The organism is Spirulina sp. LEGE 11439, from assembly GCF_059821285.1.
Map to the genome: position 1 here is coordinate 55,156 of NZ_JCAMRX010000010.1, position 16,612 is coordinate 71,767.

The window sequence follows — 16,612 nt, forward strand, 5'->3', positions numbered from 1 at the left end:
CGTTTTTGGGGACGTACAAAAATAAAGATTAATCAATCAATTGAATTTCGTGGCCGAAGCGATCGCTCTCCCGATCCATCTCGCTCCAAGAACAGAAAATACTCCAGCGATCGAGGTCGATTTTCGCATCTGTGGCTGGTTTTACCGTCCATGTATCGTAGAGATGAATGCTGAAAAGTTCCAGCTTGCCCACCCGCACGCCGGAAATTTTTTGACACCAAGTAATAATATCCGATGCGTAGACTGGAGAGCCTTGGGGCCAGCCTTTCCCTTGCCAACCGCCCACAAGAGGATTGAGAAAACGATAAAGATGTTGGCACAGTTGCGCTTTCAGTTGCGTTTGCCGTTGTTCTCGAGCCGAGGGGTCTAAATTGGCCAATTCTTGCACGATCGCAGCTTCTAGGACGATTTCCGCTTTGATCTTGACTCCAACATATTTGGGGGTTTCGAGGCGGACTTGAATGCCGAGGGGTTTGCGATCGCTCATGTAGGCGAGGATTTCTTGTTTGTGTTTTTCATTGAGGGCGAAGCGATCGGGACTCATCCCGCGAGAAAAATCGAGGCGATCGACAGGAAGCAGGGGATCGGGATTGGGAACAATTAACAAGAGAACTGTGCCTCCTTCATGGCGATCGCAAACGCAATGCGCCCTTGCAACCCCGCCGCGAGAATCCTTGGCGATCCGTTCAAAATCTTCTGGAGTTACCGCAGATTCGCGGGTTCGCAGGAGCTTGGGAATGCCCACGATCGCTTCTTCTAACGATTGCGCGTCTTCTCCTCCTCGTGCTTCCTCATAGTTGGTGACATTTTTAATATAAGGAATTGCGGATTTAATCACCGTCAGTTTTTGCGGTTGAACATTGCCTCGCTTTCCTCCCCCCGTCCGATAGGCCTGCATATAAATTTCCGATCCTCGGGGGGGAATTTGTCCGTACTGCCATTCGAGAGCGGTGTTTTCATATTCCCCCGGAGGTAAAGCCGGGGTTGTTACATCGATCGCTTCCCCTCGCCCGCGCAGTGCCATTCTCCCCCCCGGTTGGCGATAAATGCGTTCTTGCGTCTGTCGTTTAATGCGTCCGGGTTCGCGAATTAAGGGGCCAAACTGGACTTCCCCTGCTTGTAAATTCATGAGATAGTGGGGGCTGCGATAGCTAGAATCGCCAAAGTCCGATACTTCTTCCCAGTCTTCTTTATCTCCGTTGGGTAAACGGATTTGAATATATTCTCCTTTGTCGCGATCGCATTGGAGGACGGGCTGTCCTTGTAACTGAAAGCGCTGTCCGGGTTTGCCGTCGCTGACTCCTAACAATTCATTCTCGACTCGCACGCATTCACTTGCGGTGACGGCTGCTCCGATCGTGCGGACTTTCACTCCGCAAATTCGCGGGGACGCATTATATTGATTGGTTTGATAATCTTCCTCATTGGTTTGATAGACACAGCGCAACCAATGTCCGGAGTAGGGGGTTCCCAAGCTGGTTTTCGGCCATTGTTGGGGTAAATGCAGAATAACATCGGCCCCTTCTGTTGCCGGATTAATACCCGAGTCTTCGGCATTGTTAAAGCTAAATCCTTGAGTGCGATCGTCTTGAATATTTCGGAGAATATTATCTTGCCAGCGATCGCCATTCCAAGCTTCCCAACGAAGCGGGGGGTGTTTGGGATCGATTCCGGTTCCTGTGGCGGCTTGTCCTTTAAAAGTGAGAGCAAGAACGTGACCTTTAAGAGGGTTATCTCTCTTTTTGTCACCTTCTGCCAGTTCTTCCCCGAGAACTAGATAGAAGCAGTTGCCAAAAATAACGTTGGGAAATAGCTCGACTTCTGCGGGTAAATTTGCCCATTGTTCGGCATTGGGGATGCGATCGCCAATATATAAAGCAGCGAGGGGGTTCTCTGGGTTAGCGACAGAAGGTTGCACCGTACTATTATCTGCAAGCAAAAGATATTGGCAAGATGGGGGAGCGATCGCCAGTTCTTCATCTGTGGTAAAGACGATCGCGGGGTTCGTTTCCGTGCGAATCGTGGCGACTTCTGTGCGCTCATCGACAAAAATGCGGCGATTTTGTGCTTTTGAGAGATAAAATGTTAGTTCGACTGTTGCGGCTTGAGGTGGATCGAGAGAGATACCTAGAAGTTCCAGAAAAGTGATATAGTTTCTTAGAGGAACTTGATTGAATCGGAGCAGAACTTGATCCGTCAGCCAAGCAAAAAGTTCGATCAGGGTAATACCGGGATCTCCGGGGTTATGGTTCGTCCATTCCGGACAATAACGAGGAATTCGTAGAATGCACTCCGCAACGAGATCTTCAAATTTGCGATCGTCTAGGTCGGGTTTGGGGAGTGTTTTGAGGAGATTCTTTAATTGTTCCTCATCAAAGTTACTGTTCAAGGTAACGCGTCCTTATCTCAATTCACAGTTGGGAACTTATCGATTTTCATTCTAGAACACCGTGCGGCCTTCGTTGTATCTTATCGGTAATCTAAGAGTTCTCCTTCTAGGACTTCGGGATCGCGATCGCCCTGCAAATAAAAAGGATAAACTAAACTACGGGGTTCGAGGCTATTTTTAGCTTGATAAACGATCTTAATTTCTATCATGCCTCGGCTGGGATCGGGGTCTGCGCTAACGGTTTTGAGGATAATGCGGGGTTCCCAGCGCTCGATCGCTTCTTCGACATAGAGCCGAATTTTGAGTAGCGTCTCAATATTGAGGGGTTCAAAAACCAGTTCTGCTAGACGAGAGCCAAAATCGGGACGATAGACTCGCTCTCCTATGTTTGTCCGCAAAATAATATAAATCGATTCTTCGAGATTGCGCTCGCTAGAAGAGAGTTGCAATCCGCCTTGAGGACTCACATTTAAGGGATCGCCAAATCCAGAGCCGATATAGTCGAGTTCCATAATCGAGGGATAATTTCAATGAACAATATGGAGAAGGGGTGAGAGCGATCGCAGTTTAGCTACAATAGCGATTATAGTCTTTTTTGAGTCCTAAATGAATGATTGTTTAGAGCCTTTGCTCGAGTCTTTTGAAGTATTTTCTCGCACGCTTGCGGAATTACAGGGCAAAAATTTAGAGGAGCGCTCCATTCAAGCTATTTTTGTCCTAACACAAAAGATTGCAGAGATGGGCGATCGCGGCACGAAATTCCGCGCGTTGATGCAGCAACAAGGATTAAGCGAGAAAGCGAAGTTATGCGATCGCTCTTTAGAGTTAAAAAAAGTACAAGGGCAACTCGATCGCCTGATCGCTGCTTGTCAAGGAAAATCTTCCTATGCGGTGAAGGATTTGCAAGCGTTGATTTGGACGTGGAAACGAGATTTTCAGGAGTTAGTGGCAGCGATCGCGCGATCGGAGCAACAGAGGCGAATCAAAGCAAAACCAGCCGTTTTATTATTGCGCTTGCAAACCTTACAAAATGATATCTTTAATAGTTCTTGTGACAATGAATTGAAGTTAACCTCGTTAAAGCAATTGATGGGTTTGGAGTCCAGTCTTCAATCTTTAGAAAAACAATTGGAAACAAAAGAAATCGAGTGGAAATTATTAGACGATCGATTTAATGAAATTGAGGAGAAATTAACAACGATCGCCGCAGTATTACAACACCAGCAAAGTTAGTTATATGTTAAGTTGGATAAAAAATACTTGTTTTCAGAGGAAGAGATAAAATGCAAAAGCGCTTAGTTATTTGCTGTGATGGTACTTGGCAAACATTAAAGAGTCCTTACCCGACAAATGTTGTTAAAATCGCTCAAGGGATTAAAACTTCTGATACCCAAGGAACGCCTCAACTGATATATTACGATGAAGGACTGGGAACGAACAATAAAATCGATGCCTTTTTAGGGGGATCTTTTGCAGTTGGACTTAGTAAAAATGTTCAGGATGCCTATCGCTTTCTCTGTTTCAATTACGATCCGGGGGATGAAATTTATTTGTTTGGGTTTAGTCGCGGTGCTTATACAGTGAGGAGTTTAGGCGGGTTAATATCTTGCTGCGGTTTGATGGCGCGATCGCATATTCGCAGAGTTTCGGAAGCCTACGATATTTATCGCGAGTTAGATAACGCCACGAGAAGCAGAAAAGGGCGAGAATTTCAAGAAAAATATAGTTATTCCGAACCGGCTAAAATCACTTTATTAGGATGTTGGGATACGGTAGGTTCTGTGGGGATTCCTGATATCGTTCCTTTTTGGTCTCTCGATCGCAATATTAACAAAAAATACGGCTTTCACGATACAACTTTAAGTTCTATTATCGAGTATGCTCTACATGCTATGGCAATCGATGAAAATCGCCAAGTTTTTCAACCGACATTCATGCAGCAACAACCGGAAAATACGGAACAACAATTGCGACAGGCTTGGTTTCCGGGGGATCATAGCTGTTTGGGTGGCGGCGCTCGAGCTTATCGCGGGTTATCCAATGGGGCTTTATTGTGGGCGATCGATATTATTCAAAATGACTTTAAATTAGGGCTTGAATTCGATCTGACTCAGATGGAAGATAGTCGTGCGATCGATCCCCTTGTGAATTTTTCAACGGCTCGAGATGCCACCGGAATCAGAAAATTTATTTGGCAATTAACGGGCATGAAATCTCGTAATATTGCCAAAATCGATCCCAATCCTATCTTTCACGAGAGCGTGAAAAAACGCTGGCAAGGGCGATCGGATTACCGTCCCGATAATCTTAAACCTTTTCAAGCACGGTTTGAGTAGGTTTTAATAATTTTGGGGATTTTATTCAGTGCGATCGCTTTTGTTTTTTGATTAATAATGGTTGGGTAAAAAAAAGCGATCGCTATTATTTTAATTTAAACCAATAGACATAATTTCTCTCGCGATCGCCGACCTTAACGTTCTGAATTTTAACGTCGTAGAGTCGATTGCGTTTCAATTTATCCACTTTCCATGCTAAAACTTCTCCAGCACTAATATTGGATTGTTCCGTTTTCATTGAATGCACTGAAATTATTTGTTTGCCTTCGTCTATAATTTCAATAGTTGCATTAGAAAAGTCTACTTTTTGCTCATCGTTGGCATTCTCAGGATCGGCGATCGCAGAAAATGACATAGAAGGATATCCTTTCGCATATCCATCTTTTTTAAAAAGTTCGGCGGGATAATTCTGATAAGGATAAGCAATAAAATCTAACGTCTTACTTTGATTTGTTTCTCCGTCAGAAAACACTTGAAAGATTGCCGAGCTAACTTGTTTAACTGAAGTCTTCACTTCTTCTCCTTCATCATAAGTCGATATACTTGTATCGGAATACTCTGGAGAACCATCGGCACGACCAAAACTAATCGAACTTAGAGCAGGACTCAGTAATAATTCGCGTCTCCCTAAACCTCCTCTGCGCGGATCTTGGACGATCGCATCCACGAAATATTCCGATTTCACCCAAGCAGAAGTCAAACGAGGTTTAGTGGCAAAAACAAAAAAACCAATACTGCCAATTAACCCATCTTCTCCTTCATCCGACCAGCATTTAGGAACATCGATCGCGACGCGGCTAGGATCTAGCTCATCATTAACGGCACTAATTAATGCCGCTTTAGCTGCATTACTATCATTTCTCGAATACCGTACTGGAGGTAATTCGTGTAAACTGCGAATAAAATTAACTCGTTCTAAAACTTTTTGTTTCTCAGACTTTGCAATAATTCCTTCTTGGCAGGTCTCAAAGTCTGGTTGGGTTTCATAAATCTGCGCGAGGTCTTCTACTATCTCTTGGCGAGCAACACTGGGAGTCTTTCCTCGGTTATTTTTAGTAAAATAGCTGGCGATAATGGCGATAAGCATTATGAATCCCCAAAAATAGATGCGATTTTGTCTATATTTCATTTATTGATTTAATATAACGACCTTTTTATTTTATTCCGGAATTCGCTAAAAGTCATCGAATGAGTTGAAAATTTTTGTAAAATAACTCTGTGGAAATAAAAATCACTGTAATTTTATAGTCTATCAAATTTTTGGGAAAGCGAGCGCATTACTCATTTATTGATAATTAAGAAAAAAGGCGATCTCTCTTTTTAAAATAAAGATAGAGTAAAATATTTTTCTTCACTTAAACGGTTTGTAGCAAGATTATCTCCTGTTTTTAAGGTAACTTTGCGCGTGTATTGAACGCAAACTTCTGTGACAACAGGAAATCTTCATATTGTCTTAGCGGTCAAGGAAATTTAATGGATTCCTACTTAAATGAAATCAGAAATATAGTTTGGCTAGGAATTAAAAAAAAATATTGGATTCAAATTTTTAAAGCGATCGCTGAAGGACGAGAAGAAGCTAAAATAGAATCACGATTGAATAAAGTATTGACAAATCTTGATGAATGATTATTATTCAGACAAAGTTTAAAATAAAAGGTACACTGTCTGTACCTTTTATTTGCGATTTTAATCACTCCCTCGGCGGTAGTTTGTAACAGGAGAAGGGATAGCAATATTTTCAGGTAAACGAGGATCGGCAATAGGAGAATCTGTTTGCAAAGATAACGGTAATTCCCCTGCCCAAACCGGTAAGTTATAATCTGCTTCATCGTCAATGGGGGGACCCGATCGCATTTTTGCCGAGGCTTCATCTAAAGGTAATGCTAATACCAAAGTTCCTGCTAATTCTTTCGGGTTGGGAGGGCGAACTTCCTCCCAGCGATCGCGGATAATATGGTCGGTAAAGGCTCGCAGTGCGGCTAATTTTTCGGTTTCATTATCAACGACTGTTGCCGTGCCAAAAGCAACGACAGAGCGATAATTCATAGAGTGATGATATGCCGATCGCGCTAACACCAACCCATCCAATAAAGTCACCGTCACGCAGACTTCTACACCTTCTTGGAGGGTTTTGATCAGACGACTGGCAGGAGAGCCGTGAATGTATAAGCGATCGCCTACTCTTCCGTAAGCAGTGGGAATCACAAAAGGCTGATAATTAGCCATAAAACCGACATGACAAATCAAACCTTCATCTAAAATTTGGTAAATGATATCGCGATCGTAGTTTCCTCTTTTGGGGACGCGACGAACTTTTGTTCTTGAAGTTATGGGAATGTTATTGGTTGTTAGTTGTTGATGATTCATAACTAATAATTTAGGGTTGATTGTTGCTTTTTGACAAAATAAGACGCATTGAATTACTCTTCGTAAAACCGATGCCTTCGTAAACCGATTGCCCCATTGGAGACGCATTTAAAACAGCATGGGTGCAATTTAGAGATTGGAGATATTCAACCGCACATTGAGTAAGCTGAGTGGCAATACCTCGCTTGCGATGGGACGGAATGACGTAAACTCCCCAGATGTAGCCATATTGGTAATGTTCGAGGAGAATGTTGGGGTATAATCCTGCAAAACGCTGACAGCTAACACAGCCGATCGCTTTACTCTCTTCTTCAGCAATAAAGGCTCGATAGTCGAGATCTCGGCGAGCGGATTCGATATACTGTTGGACGAGGGCAAGATAATCAGACGCGATCGCATTTTCTGGAATTTCCAGATCCAGCCACATTTCCCGAAAAAATTCGGCAATGAGAGAATCATCGCGAATGGTTGCTTCTCGCACCTGAATTGCTGAATTTCCAAGCATTGTCTCGTTTTCTCAAGGTGTTATTGTTTAGCTTATGAAGAGAATTGGACTTCGACAAGAGCCAATTTTAAACTTTTCTCTAGAGCCAATTTTACTAACAAGATGGAACTTGCTCTCACGCTTGATTTTCACTCTCAGATTTCTCTGCACCAACAACTCTACGAAGCCCTACAAAGCGCGATTTTAGAAGGGGTTTTAGCACCTAAACAGCGTCTCCCTTCCACGCGATCGCTAGCAAAATCTCTCGGCATTTCTCGCAATACAGTCACGCAGAGTTACGATCGCCTCCTCAGTGAAGGTTATTTGGAAACCATTACCGGATCGGGAACCTATGTCTGCGATCGCTTGCCCGAGGAATTTCTGCAAGCAAAAGCAATTCATTCTCCTTCCTCTTCTTCGCGATCGCCGCTTTCTCTCTCGGAATATGGGGAAAGATTGGCAAAAACCGAGTTAATGTTACAACCGGAACCCTCTGTCGCAATTAGTTTTCGCTATGGTACCCCCAACCTCGATCGCTTCCCCGTGAAACTGTGGCGAAAACTACTTTCTCGTCATTGTTGCGAGGGGAGGGAATGGTTAGATTATACGCAGGATTTTCAAGGATATGCACCTTTACGAGAGGCGATCGCTCGTTATTTAGCGCGATCGCGGGCAGTAAAATGCGATGTAGAACAGATTTTACTCACGAATGGGACGCAACAGGCTTTAGATTTGATTTTGCGGGTAACTTTTGCCCGAGGAGATGCGATCGCGATGGAGGATCCGGGCTATCTTAGCGCTCGACGTATCTTTGCCAGTTATGATGCTGATATCGTCCCCATTCCTGTAGATATGTCGGGGTTAGTTGTGGAAAAACTCCGCGATCTCCGGGCAAAATTAGTGTATGTGACTCCCTCTCACCAATTCCCCACAGGCGCTATTTTATCGCTATCTCGACGCTTGGCGCTATTACAGTGGGCGCAACAAACAGCAGGATTGATTATTGAGGATGATTATGATAGCGAGTTTCGTTATGGAGAGCGTCCCATCCCTGCTTTACAAGGCTTGAGTTTGGGAAATTCGGTACTTTATATCGGCACATTTTCTAAAGTATTATTTCCTTCTTTGAGAATCGGCTATTTAGTTTTACCCAAACATCTAGTAGAGGTATTTGCGCGAGCAAAATGGTTGTGCGATCGTCAATTATCGACGTTAGATCAGTATGTTTTAACAGATTTTATCGAGGAAGGATATTTAGAAAGCCATATTAGAAAAATGCGATCGCATTACGATCGCTTGCGCCAAACTTTAGTCCAAGCATTGGGGAAGTATTTTGGCGATCGGGTGACAATTTTTGGAGAAAAGGCAGGAATTCATTTGCTGGCTAAGCTACATTTTTCCTTGAGTGACGAGGAAGTTATTTCGAGAGCAGAAAATGCAGGTATAGGCTTAATGTCTGCTCGAGTTCATTATTTATATTTACCCCATCAAGGCGAGTTTATTTTCGGTTATGGAGAACTGACAGAGGAACAAATTTGGGCAGGAATTGAGAAGCTGGCAATAGTTTTAAAAAGATAAAACGCAAAAAATGATATGCCATTCAAAAAAGGGTGAGCGATCGCCCACCCTCTATCATAACTAACCCACCACAGAAGGCTGTTTGCTAAAGAACATTTGCAGAACCTTCTCGGCAATCTGCGAACCCGTCAGCCCCAAATCTGCCTTAGACTCATTGGGAGAAGCGTGATCCACCAAAATATCCGGCACTCCGAACCGCTTCAATGGCACGAGAATATCATTATCTAACAGAGATTCCGCCACCGCAGAACCGAAACCCCCCATCAAACAGCCTTCTTCCAATGTCACAACCTTACCGATGCGCTGCGCTAAAGGTAAAATTAACTCCGTATCCAAAGGCTTGACAAAACGGGCGTTTATCACTGTTGCAGAGATACTGTGTTCGCTCAAAATTTCCGCTACTTGCATCGATGTCTGTACCATTGTGCCGTAACCCAACAGTAACAGGTCATCTCCACTGCGGAGAATCTCCCCTTTACCAATCGGAATTGCCTCCCAGCCATCCTCCATCAACGGTACGCCAACCCCGCTACCCCGAGGATAGCGCATGGCAATGGGACCGCTTGTATGTTCGATCCCCGTGACCACCATTCGCTGTAATTCGGCCTCGTCTTTCGGTGCCATAATCGTCATATTGGGCAAGCAGCGCAGATAAGAGATATCGTACATCCCTTGGTGCGTCGGACCATCCGCCCCGACAATTCCCGCCCGATCCAAACAGAAGAATACCGGGAGATTTTGAATGCAGACATCGTGAACGATCTGATCGTAACCCCGTTGTAAGAATGTGGAATAGATTGCCGCTACCGGGCGCATTCCCTCACAAGCCAAACCCGCCGCCAATGTCACTGCGTGTTGTTCGGCAATACCGACATCGATATATTGTTTGGGGAGTTTTTGTTGGAACTTGTCTAACCCCGTTCCCGTGGCCATTGCGGCAGTAATACCGACAATTTTCGGGTTGCGTTCTGCTAATTTGGTCAGGGTATGAGTAAAAACTTTCGAGTAACCCGGAGGCGTGGGCTTGTTGGACGGATGCGCCTTACCGGTGGTCAGATCGAAGGGTTTTTGCGCGTGATAGCCCACCTGATCTTGTTCTGCGATCGCATAACCTTTTCCTTTCACCGTAGCGACGTGAACGAGGACGGGTCCCTGCATATGATGCCCTTGTTTAAAGGTCGCAATCAATTCTTCTAAGTTGTGACCGTCAATGGGTCCAAAATACTTAAAGCCCAATTCTTCAATAACAGCCCCTACTTTCGAGACGGCTAAGCGTTTCATGCCGTCTTTAAGGCGTTCCATATCCGGGGAAAGTTTTTCTCCCACAAAAGGAAGGTGTTTAAATTGTTCTTCGAGGGTGTCACTAAGAAACTGTACGGGATCTGAGAGACGCACTTTATTGAGATAGCGGGAAATTGCCCCCACATTAGGGGAAATTGACATTTCGTTGTCGTTGAGGACGACCATAATATTAGTATTGGGCATATGTCCCGCGTGGTTGATGGCTTCGAGGGCCATGCCTCCCGTCAAGGCCCCATCGCCGATCACCGCAACGACCTTAAAATCTTCCCCTTTGAGATCCCGTGCCAAAGCCATCCCCAACCCTGCCGAAATGCTGGTAGAAGCGTGTCCGGCACCAAAACAGTCAAATTTGTTCTCGCAGCGTTTGAGATAGCCGGCAATGCCGTTCTTTTGCCGCAGGGTGTGAAAATGGTTGTAGCGTCCCGTGAGCATTTTGTGGGGATAGGCCTGATGGCCGACATCCCAAATAACTTTATCGCGATCGAGGTCGAGGGTTTGGTAGAGGGCGATGGTTAATTCCACCACCCCCAGTCCGGGGCCGAGGTGTCCTCCAGTTGCGGCGATGGTTTGCAGATGCTTCTCTCGAATTTGCGTAGCAACATTCTCCAGTTGCCGGAGGGACAGGCCGTGCAACTGATTGGGATGAGTGAGTTCGCTTAGGTGCATACAACGTATTTGTTTAATTTTTTGTAGATTTTTTGCCTAATCCACAGGATAGTCGATTTGTCGAGAAGGCTGTCCCTTTTGCTACAATCCTTAAAGCCGAGTTTCCCAGTACCCTTCCTGACTGGCCTTGGCAACGGTAGAATTGATTAATTGACGGACAAAGGGCGATCGATAAGCGGAAACAATCTTATTTTGAGGAACACTAAGAGCAATTAATGCTCTGGCAATACCGGGTTCGGTAAAATCCCATTGCATCCAAATTTCTTCATCTTTAATCATGAAATGATTCCTGTCCAGCAAAACAAGAGCGATCGATATCCACGTTGGGCAAATATGATAATCATCGGTATTCCTAACAAGAGACCATAAAAAATAACTGCGAGTAAAGGGATATTTTCTAAAACTATCCCTAGCAAAATAAAGGGAAGTTCCAGCAAAAAGACAATGAGGGGAAATCCAAACAAAAGAAAGCTATAATCCCAAGAATTCGTTGCTGTTTTGGCTTTAGCTTGAGCTTTTGTATAGCCGAATATAGCGAAAACTAGCAAAACAATGGGTGCAACCCAAAAACTTATCATTCTACCTTGATAGACTAACCTTAAAATTCCGGCCAGTATTACCAGACAAGCGGATAATAAAACCAACCATAACACCCAATTGAACAATTTTTGTAGAAAGAGAGGGAGTTTCTTGAATGGAGATATTGTCTGAGCATTATTTTTTTGATAAAGTGTACCATCCGGTAAATTTGCCAAATTGATTTTATCTTTAGAAATTTGCTCAAACCAGCCTAACGGCATCAAAGCATCTGTTAAATCGGTAGCATAAAAAGATAAATAGTTTTGAGTAAAATCAACTTCAGAAAAGTTAGTATTGTTGAGTTTGGCTGTGGCAAAACTAACTGGAACTCGAAATGTTACTTTTCTAAAATCAGAATAGTTGAGACTCGACTGTGTAAAAGAGTATTGGTAAAGTTTATGTTGGCGATCGACTTCTGGACTTTTGAATATTGCATTACAAAAACAAGAATTTGTCAAATTTACATGACTAAAATTAACGCCGAAAAAAATGGCTTCGGTGAAATTAGCACACTCTAAATTAGAACCTGCAAAACTTCCATTAATTTGAGTTTTTTTCCAATCAGAATGACTCAGATCGCAATATTCTATTGTAACATCAATTAAGCTGCTTTTAGTAAAAATTATATGACGCAAATTCCCTGAAAACTGACATCGAATCAGATTAGATTGACTAAAATTTGCTGCTTTGAGATTAGCCCTTTCAAAAGAAACATCTTTGAGAGTACAACCAGCAAAATTGGCTTGTTGAAGTTGACAGTTACGAAAGGATAAGCAAGAACCAATTTTTAAGGATTCAAAATCAATATTGCTTAAGTCAATATCATGTAAATTCTGTCCTTCGATCGCTCTAATATTATGAAAATGACCTTGTTCATTCTGCTTTAATTGTTGTAATAACCAATGGCGTTTTTCACTAGGAGAAAGATTCTCTAATTGCTGATTCATTATTATCACATCTCGGTTTAGCGATATAGTAGATATTACAGAGATAGGGATTGATATAGCCATCAATTCCATAAAGAGCGATCGCTTCCCGATCGTTATTTTGGGATAGATTGAATTTAACGATCGCCCACTGCTGCCACTTCACGCCCACCAAAAATCGCCTCATAATAACGATAGAATTTGAATTCTAATAAATTGTGAAATGGATCTTCTAAAAAGACGGTACGATGTTCGGTTAATTGACCTACAAAACGAGTTCTCGGTTCTTGATAAAAATTCAAGTGATTGTCTTTTGCTTTGGCAACTAAACTCTCCCAGTCTTTTTCTTCTAGAAAAATCAAGCCGAAATGTCGGGGATAAATCCCATTTTGTTGAGTCAGAGGCTCTTTTGTTGAGTGCAGGACAACTTGATGCCCATAGAAGTTCAAAATAATAGCCCCAGCAGATTCTCGACCAACTTCACAGCCTAATCCTTCAATATAGAAAGATTTGGCCAGAGTAACGTCATTAATGGGAATTGCAAGGTGAAAAAGTAAATTATTCATTTTGGTTATTGGGTATTCGTTTATTAGTTATTGGTCTTTCCCTAAAAGCTGCCAATCAATTGGAGAATAGCCAAATTGTTCTAAGGCTTCATTCACCCGAGAAAATGGGTGAGTCCCGAAGAATTTTTTTGCCGATAAAGGAGAAGGATGTGCTGACTCAATAATCATATGACGTTGTTGGTCAATTAACTTTGCTTTTTTGCGAGCATATCCTCCCCATAATAAGAAAACAACAGGATCGGAGCGATCGCTTAATTTACCAATGACAGCATCAGTAAAAGTTTCCCAGCCTCGGTTAGCATGAGATGTCGCTTCTTTTTTCCGCACGGTCAAAACGGCATTCAGTAATAAAATTCCTTGTTTTGCCCAATCTGTCAAGCAGCCTTCTTTCGGAATATCGCAACCGAGATCGGTATTTAATTCTTTAAAAACATTCCGCAAAGAAGGAGGAGTTTTTATCCCTTCCCGTACAGAAAAACATAATCCGTGTGCTTGACCTTCTCCATGATAGGGATCCTGACCTAAAAGCAAAACTTTAACATCTTCAAAATTAGTATATTCAAAAGCCGCAAAAATTTGTTCGAGAGGAGGATAAATCGTTTTTGTTTTATATTCCTGCAAAACAAACGTTTCTAACTCCTCAAAATAAGATTTCTCAAACTCTTCTGCTAGAATTTCCGCCCAACCTGCGGGCATTCTCTCTTGCAATTTCATAGGCTTTTCTCCTTTTTTGATATCAGTATACTACCAGCTTCCTCCAGCACCGCCACCACCGCTAGAACCGCCACCACCACTAGAGCCACCACCACCGCTAGAACCACCACCACTATAACCACCATCACTACTAGAAGAACTACTCGATTCTGTTTTTTGAGGAATAGTTTCCGTCCATTGCTTGTGATAGTCGCAACTATGACAAGTTTTTTCAACTAAACGTTCGCCGCTATGGGAATATGTCGCTTCTCTTAAAACTTTAGAAGTGCGTTTGACAGTATAATCTTTGCAAGTCGGACAGGTTTCAACTCCGTTGGGAATTCGAGATAAATAAACTCGCAGGTTAATATTCTCGCGATTTAATTCGGGATGGCAAGTTTGACATCTCCATCCTTCATATTTAATCTCAATTAATTCGCGGGTTGCCCGTTCGATTTTGGTCAGTAGTGGCAAGAGTTCTGAGTTCGAAACTCTTGTCATTTTCTCCAGACAAGTTGCACAATAAAAAGGACGAATTTTGCGCTCTTCTTCGCTATCTGTTTCCGGTAATATAATTCCTCGCCAAGTCCATAGTGCCACAGGAAAAGTTGCCAAAACAGCAGCGATCGCACTCGCTTGGAAAACAGACCAATCAGTTATAATCAGAGAATCTTGAACGACAATCCAACCAAACCAGACGATAAATGCAATTATTATAGCCAGCGTGATACTCAGAGCATTACAAGACCATTGCGTGCAGACAAAGATGAGCACTGTAACCCAAAGCAAACCCGAAGCGATCGTGACAAATGTGGAGGGAGCTAAAGCGGCGATCGCTCCTAAAATCAAGAGAAATGCAGCAAATAAACTACAAAATATCCCCAAACGTAAAATGTTATGAGGAATGCGATCGCTCTCATCTATTTTTCCAAAACGCTTGTAATCTGTTGAAGGAATAAATACTTTATTTTTTAAAAGTCTCTTTAACTGCCAGATATTAAACCCTGCCAATCCTATTCCAAGTACAGAAGTTAAGAAACAAGATTGAAAAGGAACGAGCCGATCGATAATAGATATTGTATCTTTTGAGGGAGCAGAAGTGATTGGTGTAGGAGTAGGACTGATTGGTGTAGGAGTAGGATTGATTGGTGTAGGAGTAGGACTGATTGGTGTAGGAGTAGGATTGATTGGGGCAGGAATAGGAATGTTTTCTGATATAATAGGTAATGTCCCTTCAGAAGCAATATTAACTAATTGTCTCGTCCCGGCAACAATACCACCCTCAAAGTTTCCTTGCTTAAATTGAGGAATAATTTGTTCGTCAATGATTTGACCGACTTTCCCATCGGGTAATATGCCTTCCATTCCGTATCCCGTTTCTATTTCCACCCGGCGATCGCCAACTGAAATTAAAAATAATACCCCATTATCTGCTTCTGCTTTGCCAATTTTCCAAGTATTGAATAACTCGGTAGTAAACTCTTTTGGAGAGGCTGCGGGTTGAGTTTCTGGAACCGTCACCACCATCATTTCCGTACCATTTTTTGCCTCTAATTGGACGAGCCATTCATTTAACTGATTGGCTGTCGTATCGCTTAATAAATTGGCTCTGTCGCTGACCCATCCACCATTAACTACGCGGGGATTGGGAATATCTTGCACATTGACAGCATAACTAGGAACGAGAAATACAGTCGAAACGGTTAAAGCTAAGGTTAATAAACTTAATCCCAACCAGCGTAAAGGATGGATTTTAAACCCCTTTCCTTGAAAAAGGAGGTTAAGATATAGCATGAGGTTTAGGCACGAGATATTGTGCGCTATTCTAACGAATAATACGAGAGAGTCCATCTCTCGTAAGAAAAATTAATAACGATCGCCGTATTGTAATCGAGAATACAATCAATCCCATGAATCAGAAAAATAATGAAATTCCCGAAGAAATGGCGGAAGAAGTGATTGCCGTGGCTTCTCGTTTATATGCCAAAACTCAACAAAATTACTCTCTTGAAAGTTTAAAAGAATTAGGGCAAGATGTTCAACTTCCTCCAGTCTTAATCGAACAAGCTCTCGCAGAAGTCAAAGCGAAACACCAGCAAGAAAAACTGCAACAACAACAGCAAAAAACACAATGTACCATTATTTTTACCGGTCTTGTCGGGTTTGGAAGTATAATTTTACTATGGGGCATATTGACCTATAACTCTCTTTCGGGTGCTGCCCGAGGAGTAGAAGGAAAATGGGCGCAAGTGGAAAATCAGTTGCAACGAAGAGCCGATCTTATTCCTAATTTAGTTAGTGTCGCTAGAGCCAGCGCACGACAAGAGCAAGGGATTATCGAACAATTAAATCAATCTCGCGCGGCTTATTTAAACGCCAATAATCCGGAAGAAAAAACGATCGCGATCGCGCAAATCGATCGCGCGATCGCAAAATTTAATGAATATGCGTTAGGCAATGCTGAATTGCAATCCTCAGAAGCATTTAGAACCCTACAATACGAAATCGCAGGAACGGAAAACCGCATCGCTACCGAACGCCGACGTTATAATCAATCTGTTGAAGCATTTAATCGCAAAGTGCAGGCATTCCCCAATTCGATTATTGCTGGAATAGTTGGTGTTGAAATCCAACCCTTTTTTAAAAGTGAAAATCCAGAAAATCCGGATGTCGATCGCTTAATCAATGAATGAGTTTTGTAGATGACAATTCATTCTTGTTCTTGA

General features: G+C 42.8%; 16 protein-coding genes. 5 read left to right on the forward strand and 11 right to left on the reverse strand.

What is annotated here, in order from left to right:
* Positions 1 to 28: 28 nt before the first annotated feature.
* Together AC6RV6_RS09550 and AC6RV6_RS09555 are read right to left on the reverse strand one after the other, a co-directional pair.
* Positions 29 to 2,389 carry a putative baseplate assembly protein gene (locus tag AC6RV6_RS09550; protein ID WP_500240610.1) on the reverse strand — a complete coding sequence of 787 codons (2,361 nt, stop codon included), beginning with the start codon at positions 2,387 to 2,389 and terminating at the stop codon, positions 29 to 31.
* Between the two features lie 80 nt (positions 2,390 to 2,469).
* Positions 2,470 to 2,901, reverse strand: coding sequence for a GPW/gp25 family protein (locus AC6RV6_RS09555; RefSeq protein ID WP_500240611.1), 432 nt, complete (start codon positions 2,899 to 2,901; stop codon positions 2,470 to 2,472).
* A 94-nt stretch (positions 2,902 to 2,995) separates the two neighbouring features.
* Between AC6RV6_RS09555 and AC6RV6_RS09560 the strand changes: the two genes are divergently transcribed.
* Together AC6RV6_RS09560 and AC6RV6_RS09565 are read left to right on the forward strand one after the other, a co-directional pair.
* Entirely contained in the window at positions 2,996 to 3,622 is a 627-nt protein-coding gene (locus AC6RV6_RS09560) for a hypothetical protein (protein ID WP_500240612.1), read from the forward strand.
* 50 nt (positions 3,623 to 3,672) lie between these two features.
* Positions 3,673 to 4,725 (forward strand): T6SS phospholipase effector Tle1-like catalytic domain-containing protein, encoded by a 1,053-nt coding sequence (locus AC6RV6_RS09565; protein WP_500240613.1) that lies wholly within the window; start codon positions 3,673 to 3,675, stop codon positions 4,723 to 4,725.
* 85 nt (positions 4,726 to 4,810) lie between these two features.
* Here the strand turns inward: AC6RV6_RS09565 and AC6RV6_RS09570 are convergent, their stop codons facing one another.
* Complete coding sequence (locus AC6RV6_RS09570; protein WP_500240614.1) at positions 4,811 to 5,812, reverse strand: hypothetical protein; 1,002 nt, start codon at positions 5,810 to 5,812, stop codon at positions 4,811 to 4,813.
* A 386-nt stretch (positions 5,813 to 6,198) separates the two neighbouring features.
* Between AC6RV6_RS09570 and AC6RV6_RS09575 the strand changes: the two genes are divergently transcribed.
* Positions 6,199 to 6,351 (forward strand): hypothetical protein, encoded by a 153-nt coding sequence (locus AC6RV6_RS09575; RefSeq protein ID WP_500240615.1) that lies wholly within the window; start codon positions 6,199 to 6,201, stop codon positions 6,349 to 6,351.
* A gap of 60 nt (positions 6,352 to 6,411) precedes the next feature.
* On the opposite strand, the gene AC6RV6_RS09580 is transcribed toward AC6RV6_RS09575, so the two are convergent.
* On the reverse strand, positions 6,412 to 7,092 hold the full coding sequence (locus tag AC6RV6_RS09580) for a pyridoxamine 5'-phosphate oxidase family protein (protein WP_500240616.1): 681 nt from the start codon (positions 7,090 to 7,092) through the stop codon (positions 6,412 to 6,414).
* A 10-nt stretch (positions 7,093 to 7,102) separates the two neighbouring features.
* Positions 7,103 to 7,597, reverse strand: a complete 495-nt coding sequence (locus AC6RV6_RS09585) for a GNAT family N-acetyltransferase (RefSeq protein WP_500240617.1) — start codon at positions 7,595 to 7,597, stop codon at positions 7,103 to 7,105.
* 102 nt (positions 7,598 to 7,699) lie between these two features.
* On the opposite strand from AC6RV6_RS09585, the gene pdxR reads away from it, so the two are divergent.
* Positions 7,700 to 9,154, forward strand: a complete 1,455-nt coding sequence (gene pdxR / locus AC6RV6_RS09590; RefSeq protein WP_500240618.1) for a MocR-like pyridoxine biosynthesis transcription factor PdxR — start codon at positions 7,700 to 7,702, stop codon at positions 9,152 to 9,154.
* Between the two features lie 60 nt (positions 9,155 to 9,214).
* On the opposite strand, the gene dxs is transcribed toward pdxR, so the two are convergent.
* From dxs to AC6RV6_RS09620, 6 genes are all read right to left on the reverse strand, one after another.
* Positions 9,215 to 11,122, reverse strand: a complete 1,908-nt coding sequence (gene dxs, locus AC6RV6_RS09595; RefSeq protein ID WP_500240619.1) for a 1-deoxy-D-xylulose-5-phosphate synthase — start codon at positions 11,120 to 11,122, stop codon at positions 9,215 to 9,217.
* Positions 11,123 to 11,212: 90 nt separating this feature from the next.
* Positions 11,213 to 11,401 carry an element excision factor XisI family protein gene (locus AC6RV6_RS09600; RefSeq protein ID WP_500240620.1) on the reverse strand — a complete coding sequence of 63 codons (189 nt, stop codon included), beginning with the start codon at positions 11,399 to 11,401 and terminating at the stop codon, positions 11,213 to 11,215.
* Positions 11,398 to 12,720, reverse strand: coding sequence for a pentapeptide repeat-containing protein (locus AC6RV6_RS09605; RefSeq protein ID WP_500240621.1), 1,323 nt, complete (start codon positions 12,718 to 12,720; stop codon positions 11,398 to 11,400). Before AC6RV6_RS09605 ends, AC6RV6_RS09600 begins: the two co-directional genes overlap by 4 nt.
* 44 nt (positions 12,721 to 12,764) lie before the next feature.
* Positions 12,765 to 13,193 (reverse strand): VOC family protein, encoded by a 429-nt coding sequence (locus AC6RV6_RS09610; protein ID WP_500240622.1) that lies wholly within the window; start codon positions 13,191 to 13,193, stop codon positions 12,765 to 12,767.
* 27 nt (positions 13,194 to 13,220) lie between these two features.
* A complete protein-coding gene (locus AC6RV6_RS09615) occupies positions 13,221 to 13,907 on the reverse strand; it encodes a uracil-DNA glycosylase (protein WP_500240623.1) in 687 nt (228 codons plus the stop codon).
* Between the two features lie 30 nt (positions 13,908 to 13,937).
* Entirely contained in the window at positions 13,938 to 15,680 is a 1,743-nt protein-coding gene (locus AC6RV6_RS09620) for a TPM domain-containing protein (RefSeq protein WP_500240624.1), read from the reverse strand.
* A 116-nt stretch (positions 15,681 to 15,796) separates the two neighbouring features.
* Here AC6RV6_RS09620 and AC6RV6_RS09625 point away from each other — a divergent pair, with 116 nt between their 5' ends.
* The gene (locus tag AC6RV6_RS09625; RefSeq protein ID WP_500240625.1) at positions 15,797 to 16,579 is read left to right on the forward strand and encodes a LemA family protein; all 783 of its coding nucleotides are present in this window, start codon (positions 15,797 to 15,799) and stop codon (positions 16,577 to 16,579) included.
* Positions 16,580 to 16,612: the final 33 nt, after the last annotated feature.

Bases quoted from the DNA above. Each gene is read 5' to 3' on its own strand.
- AC6RV6_RS09565 (WP_500240613.1), top strand. From the start codon at position 3,673: ATGCAAAAGCGCTTAGTTATTTGCTGTGATGGTACTTGGCAAACATTA.
- AC6RV6_RS09610 (WP_500240622.1), bottom strand. From the start codon at position 13,193: ATGAATAATTTACTTTTTCACCTTGCAATTCCCATTAATGACGTTACT.
- AC6RV6_RS09580 (WP_500240616.1), bottom strand. From the start codon at position 7,092: ATGAATCATCAACAACTAACAACCAATAACATTCCCATAACTTCAAGA.
- AC6RV6_RS09620 (WP_500240624.1), bottom strand. From the start codon at position 15,680: ATGCTATATCTTAACCTCCTTTTTCAAGGAAAGGGGTTTAAAATCCAT.
- AC6RV6_RS09585 (WP_500240617.1), bottom strand. From the start codon at position 7,597: ATGCTTGGAAATTCAGCAATTCAGGTGCGAGAAGCAACCATTCGCGAT.
- AC6RV6_RS09555 (WP_500240611.1), bottom strand. From the start codon at position 2,901: ATGGAACTCGACTATATCGGCTCTGGATTTGGCGATCCCTTAAATGTG.
- pdxR (WP_500240618.1), top strand. From the start codon at position 7,700: ATGGAACTTGCTCTCACGCTTGATTTTCACTCTCAGATTTCTCTGCAC.
- AC6RV6_RS09560 (WP_500240612.1), top strand. From the start codon at position 2,996: ATGAATGATTGTTTAGAGCCTTTGCTCGAGTCTTTTGAAGTATTTTCT.
- dxs (WP_500240619.1), bottom strand. From the start codon at position 11,122: ATGCACCTAAGCGAACTCACTCATCCCAATCAGTTGCACGGCCTGTCC.
- AC6RV6_RS09600 (WP_500240620.1), bottom strand. From the start codon at position 11,401: ATGATTAAAGATGAAGAAATTTGGATGCAATGGGATTTTACCGAACCC.
- AC6RV6_RS09625 (WP_500240625.1), top strand. From the start codon at position 15,797: ATGAATCAGAAAAATAATGAAATTCCCGAAGAAATGGCGGAAGAAGTG.
- AC6RV6_RS09615 (WP_500240623.1), bottom strand. From the start codon at position 13,907: ATGAAATTGCAAGAGAGAATGCCCGCAGGTTGGGCGGAAATTCTAGCA.
- AC6RV6_RS09570 (WP_500240614.1), bottom strand. From the start codon at position 5,812: ATGCTTATCGCCATTATCGCCAGCTATTTTACTAAAAATAACCGAGGA.
- AC6RV6_RS09605 (WP_500240621.1), bottom strand. From the start codon at position 12,720: ATGGAATTGATGGCTATATCAATCCCTATCTCTGTAATATCTACTATA.
- AC6RV6_RS09575 (WP_500240615.1), top strand. From the start codon at position 6,199: ATGGATTCCTACTTAAATGAAATCAGAAATATAGTTTGGCTAGGAATT.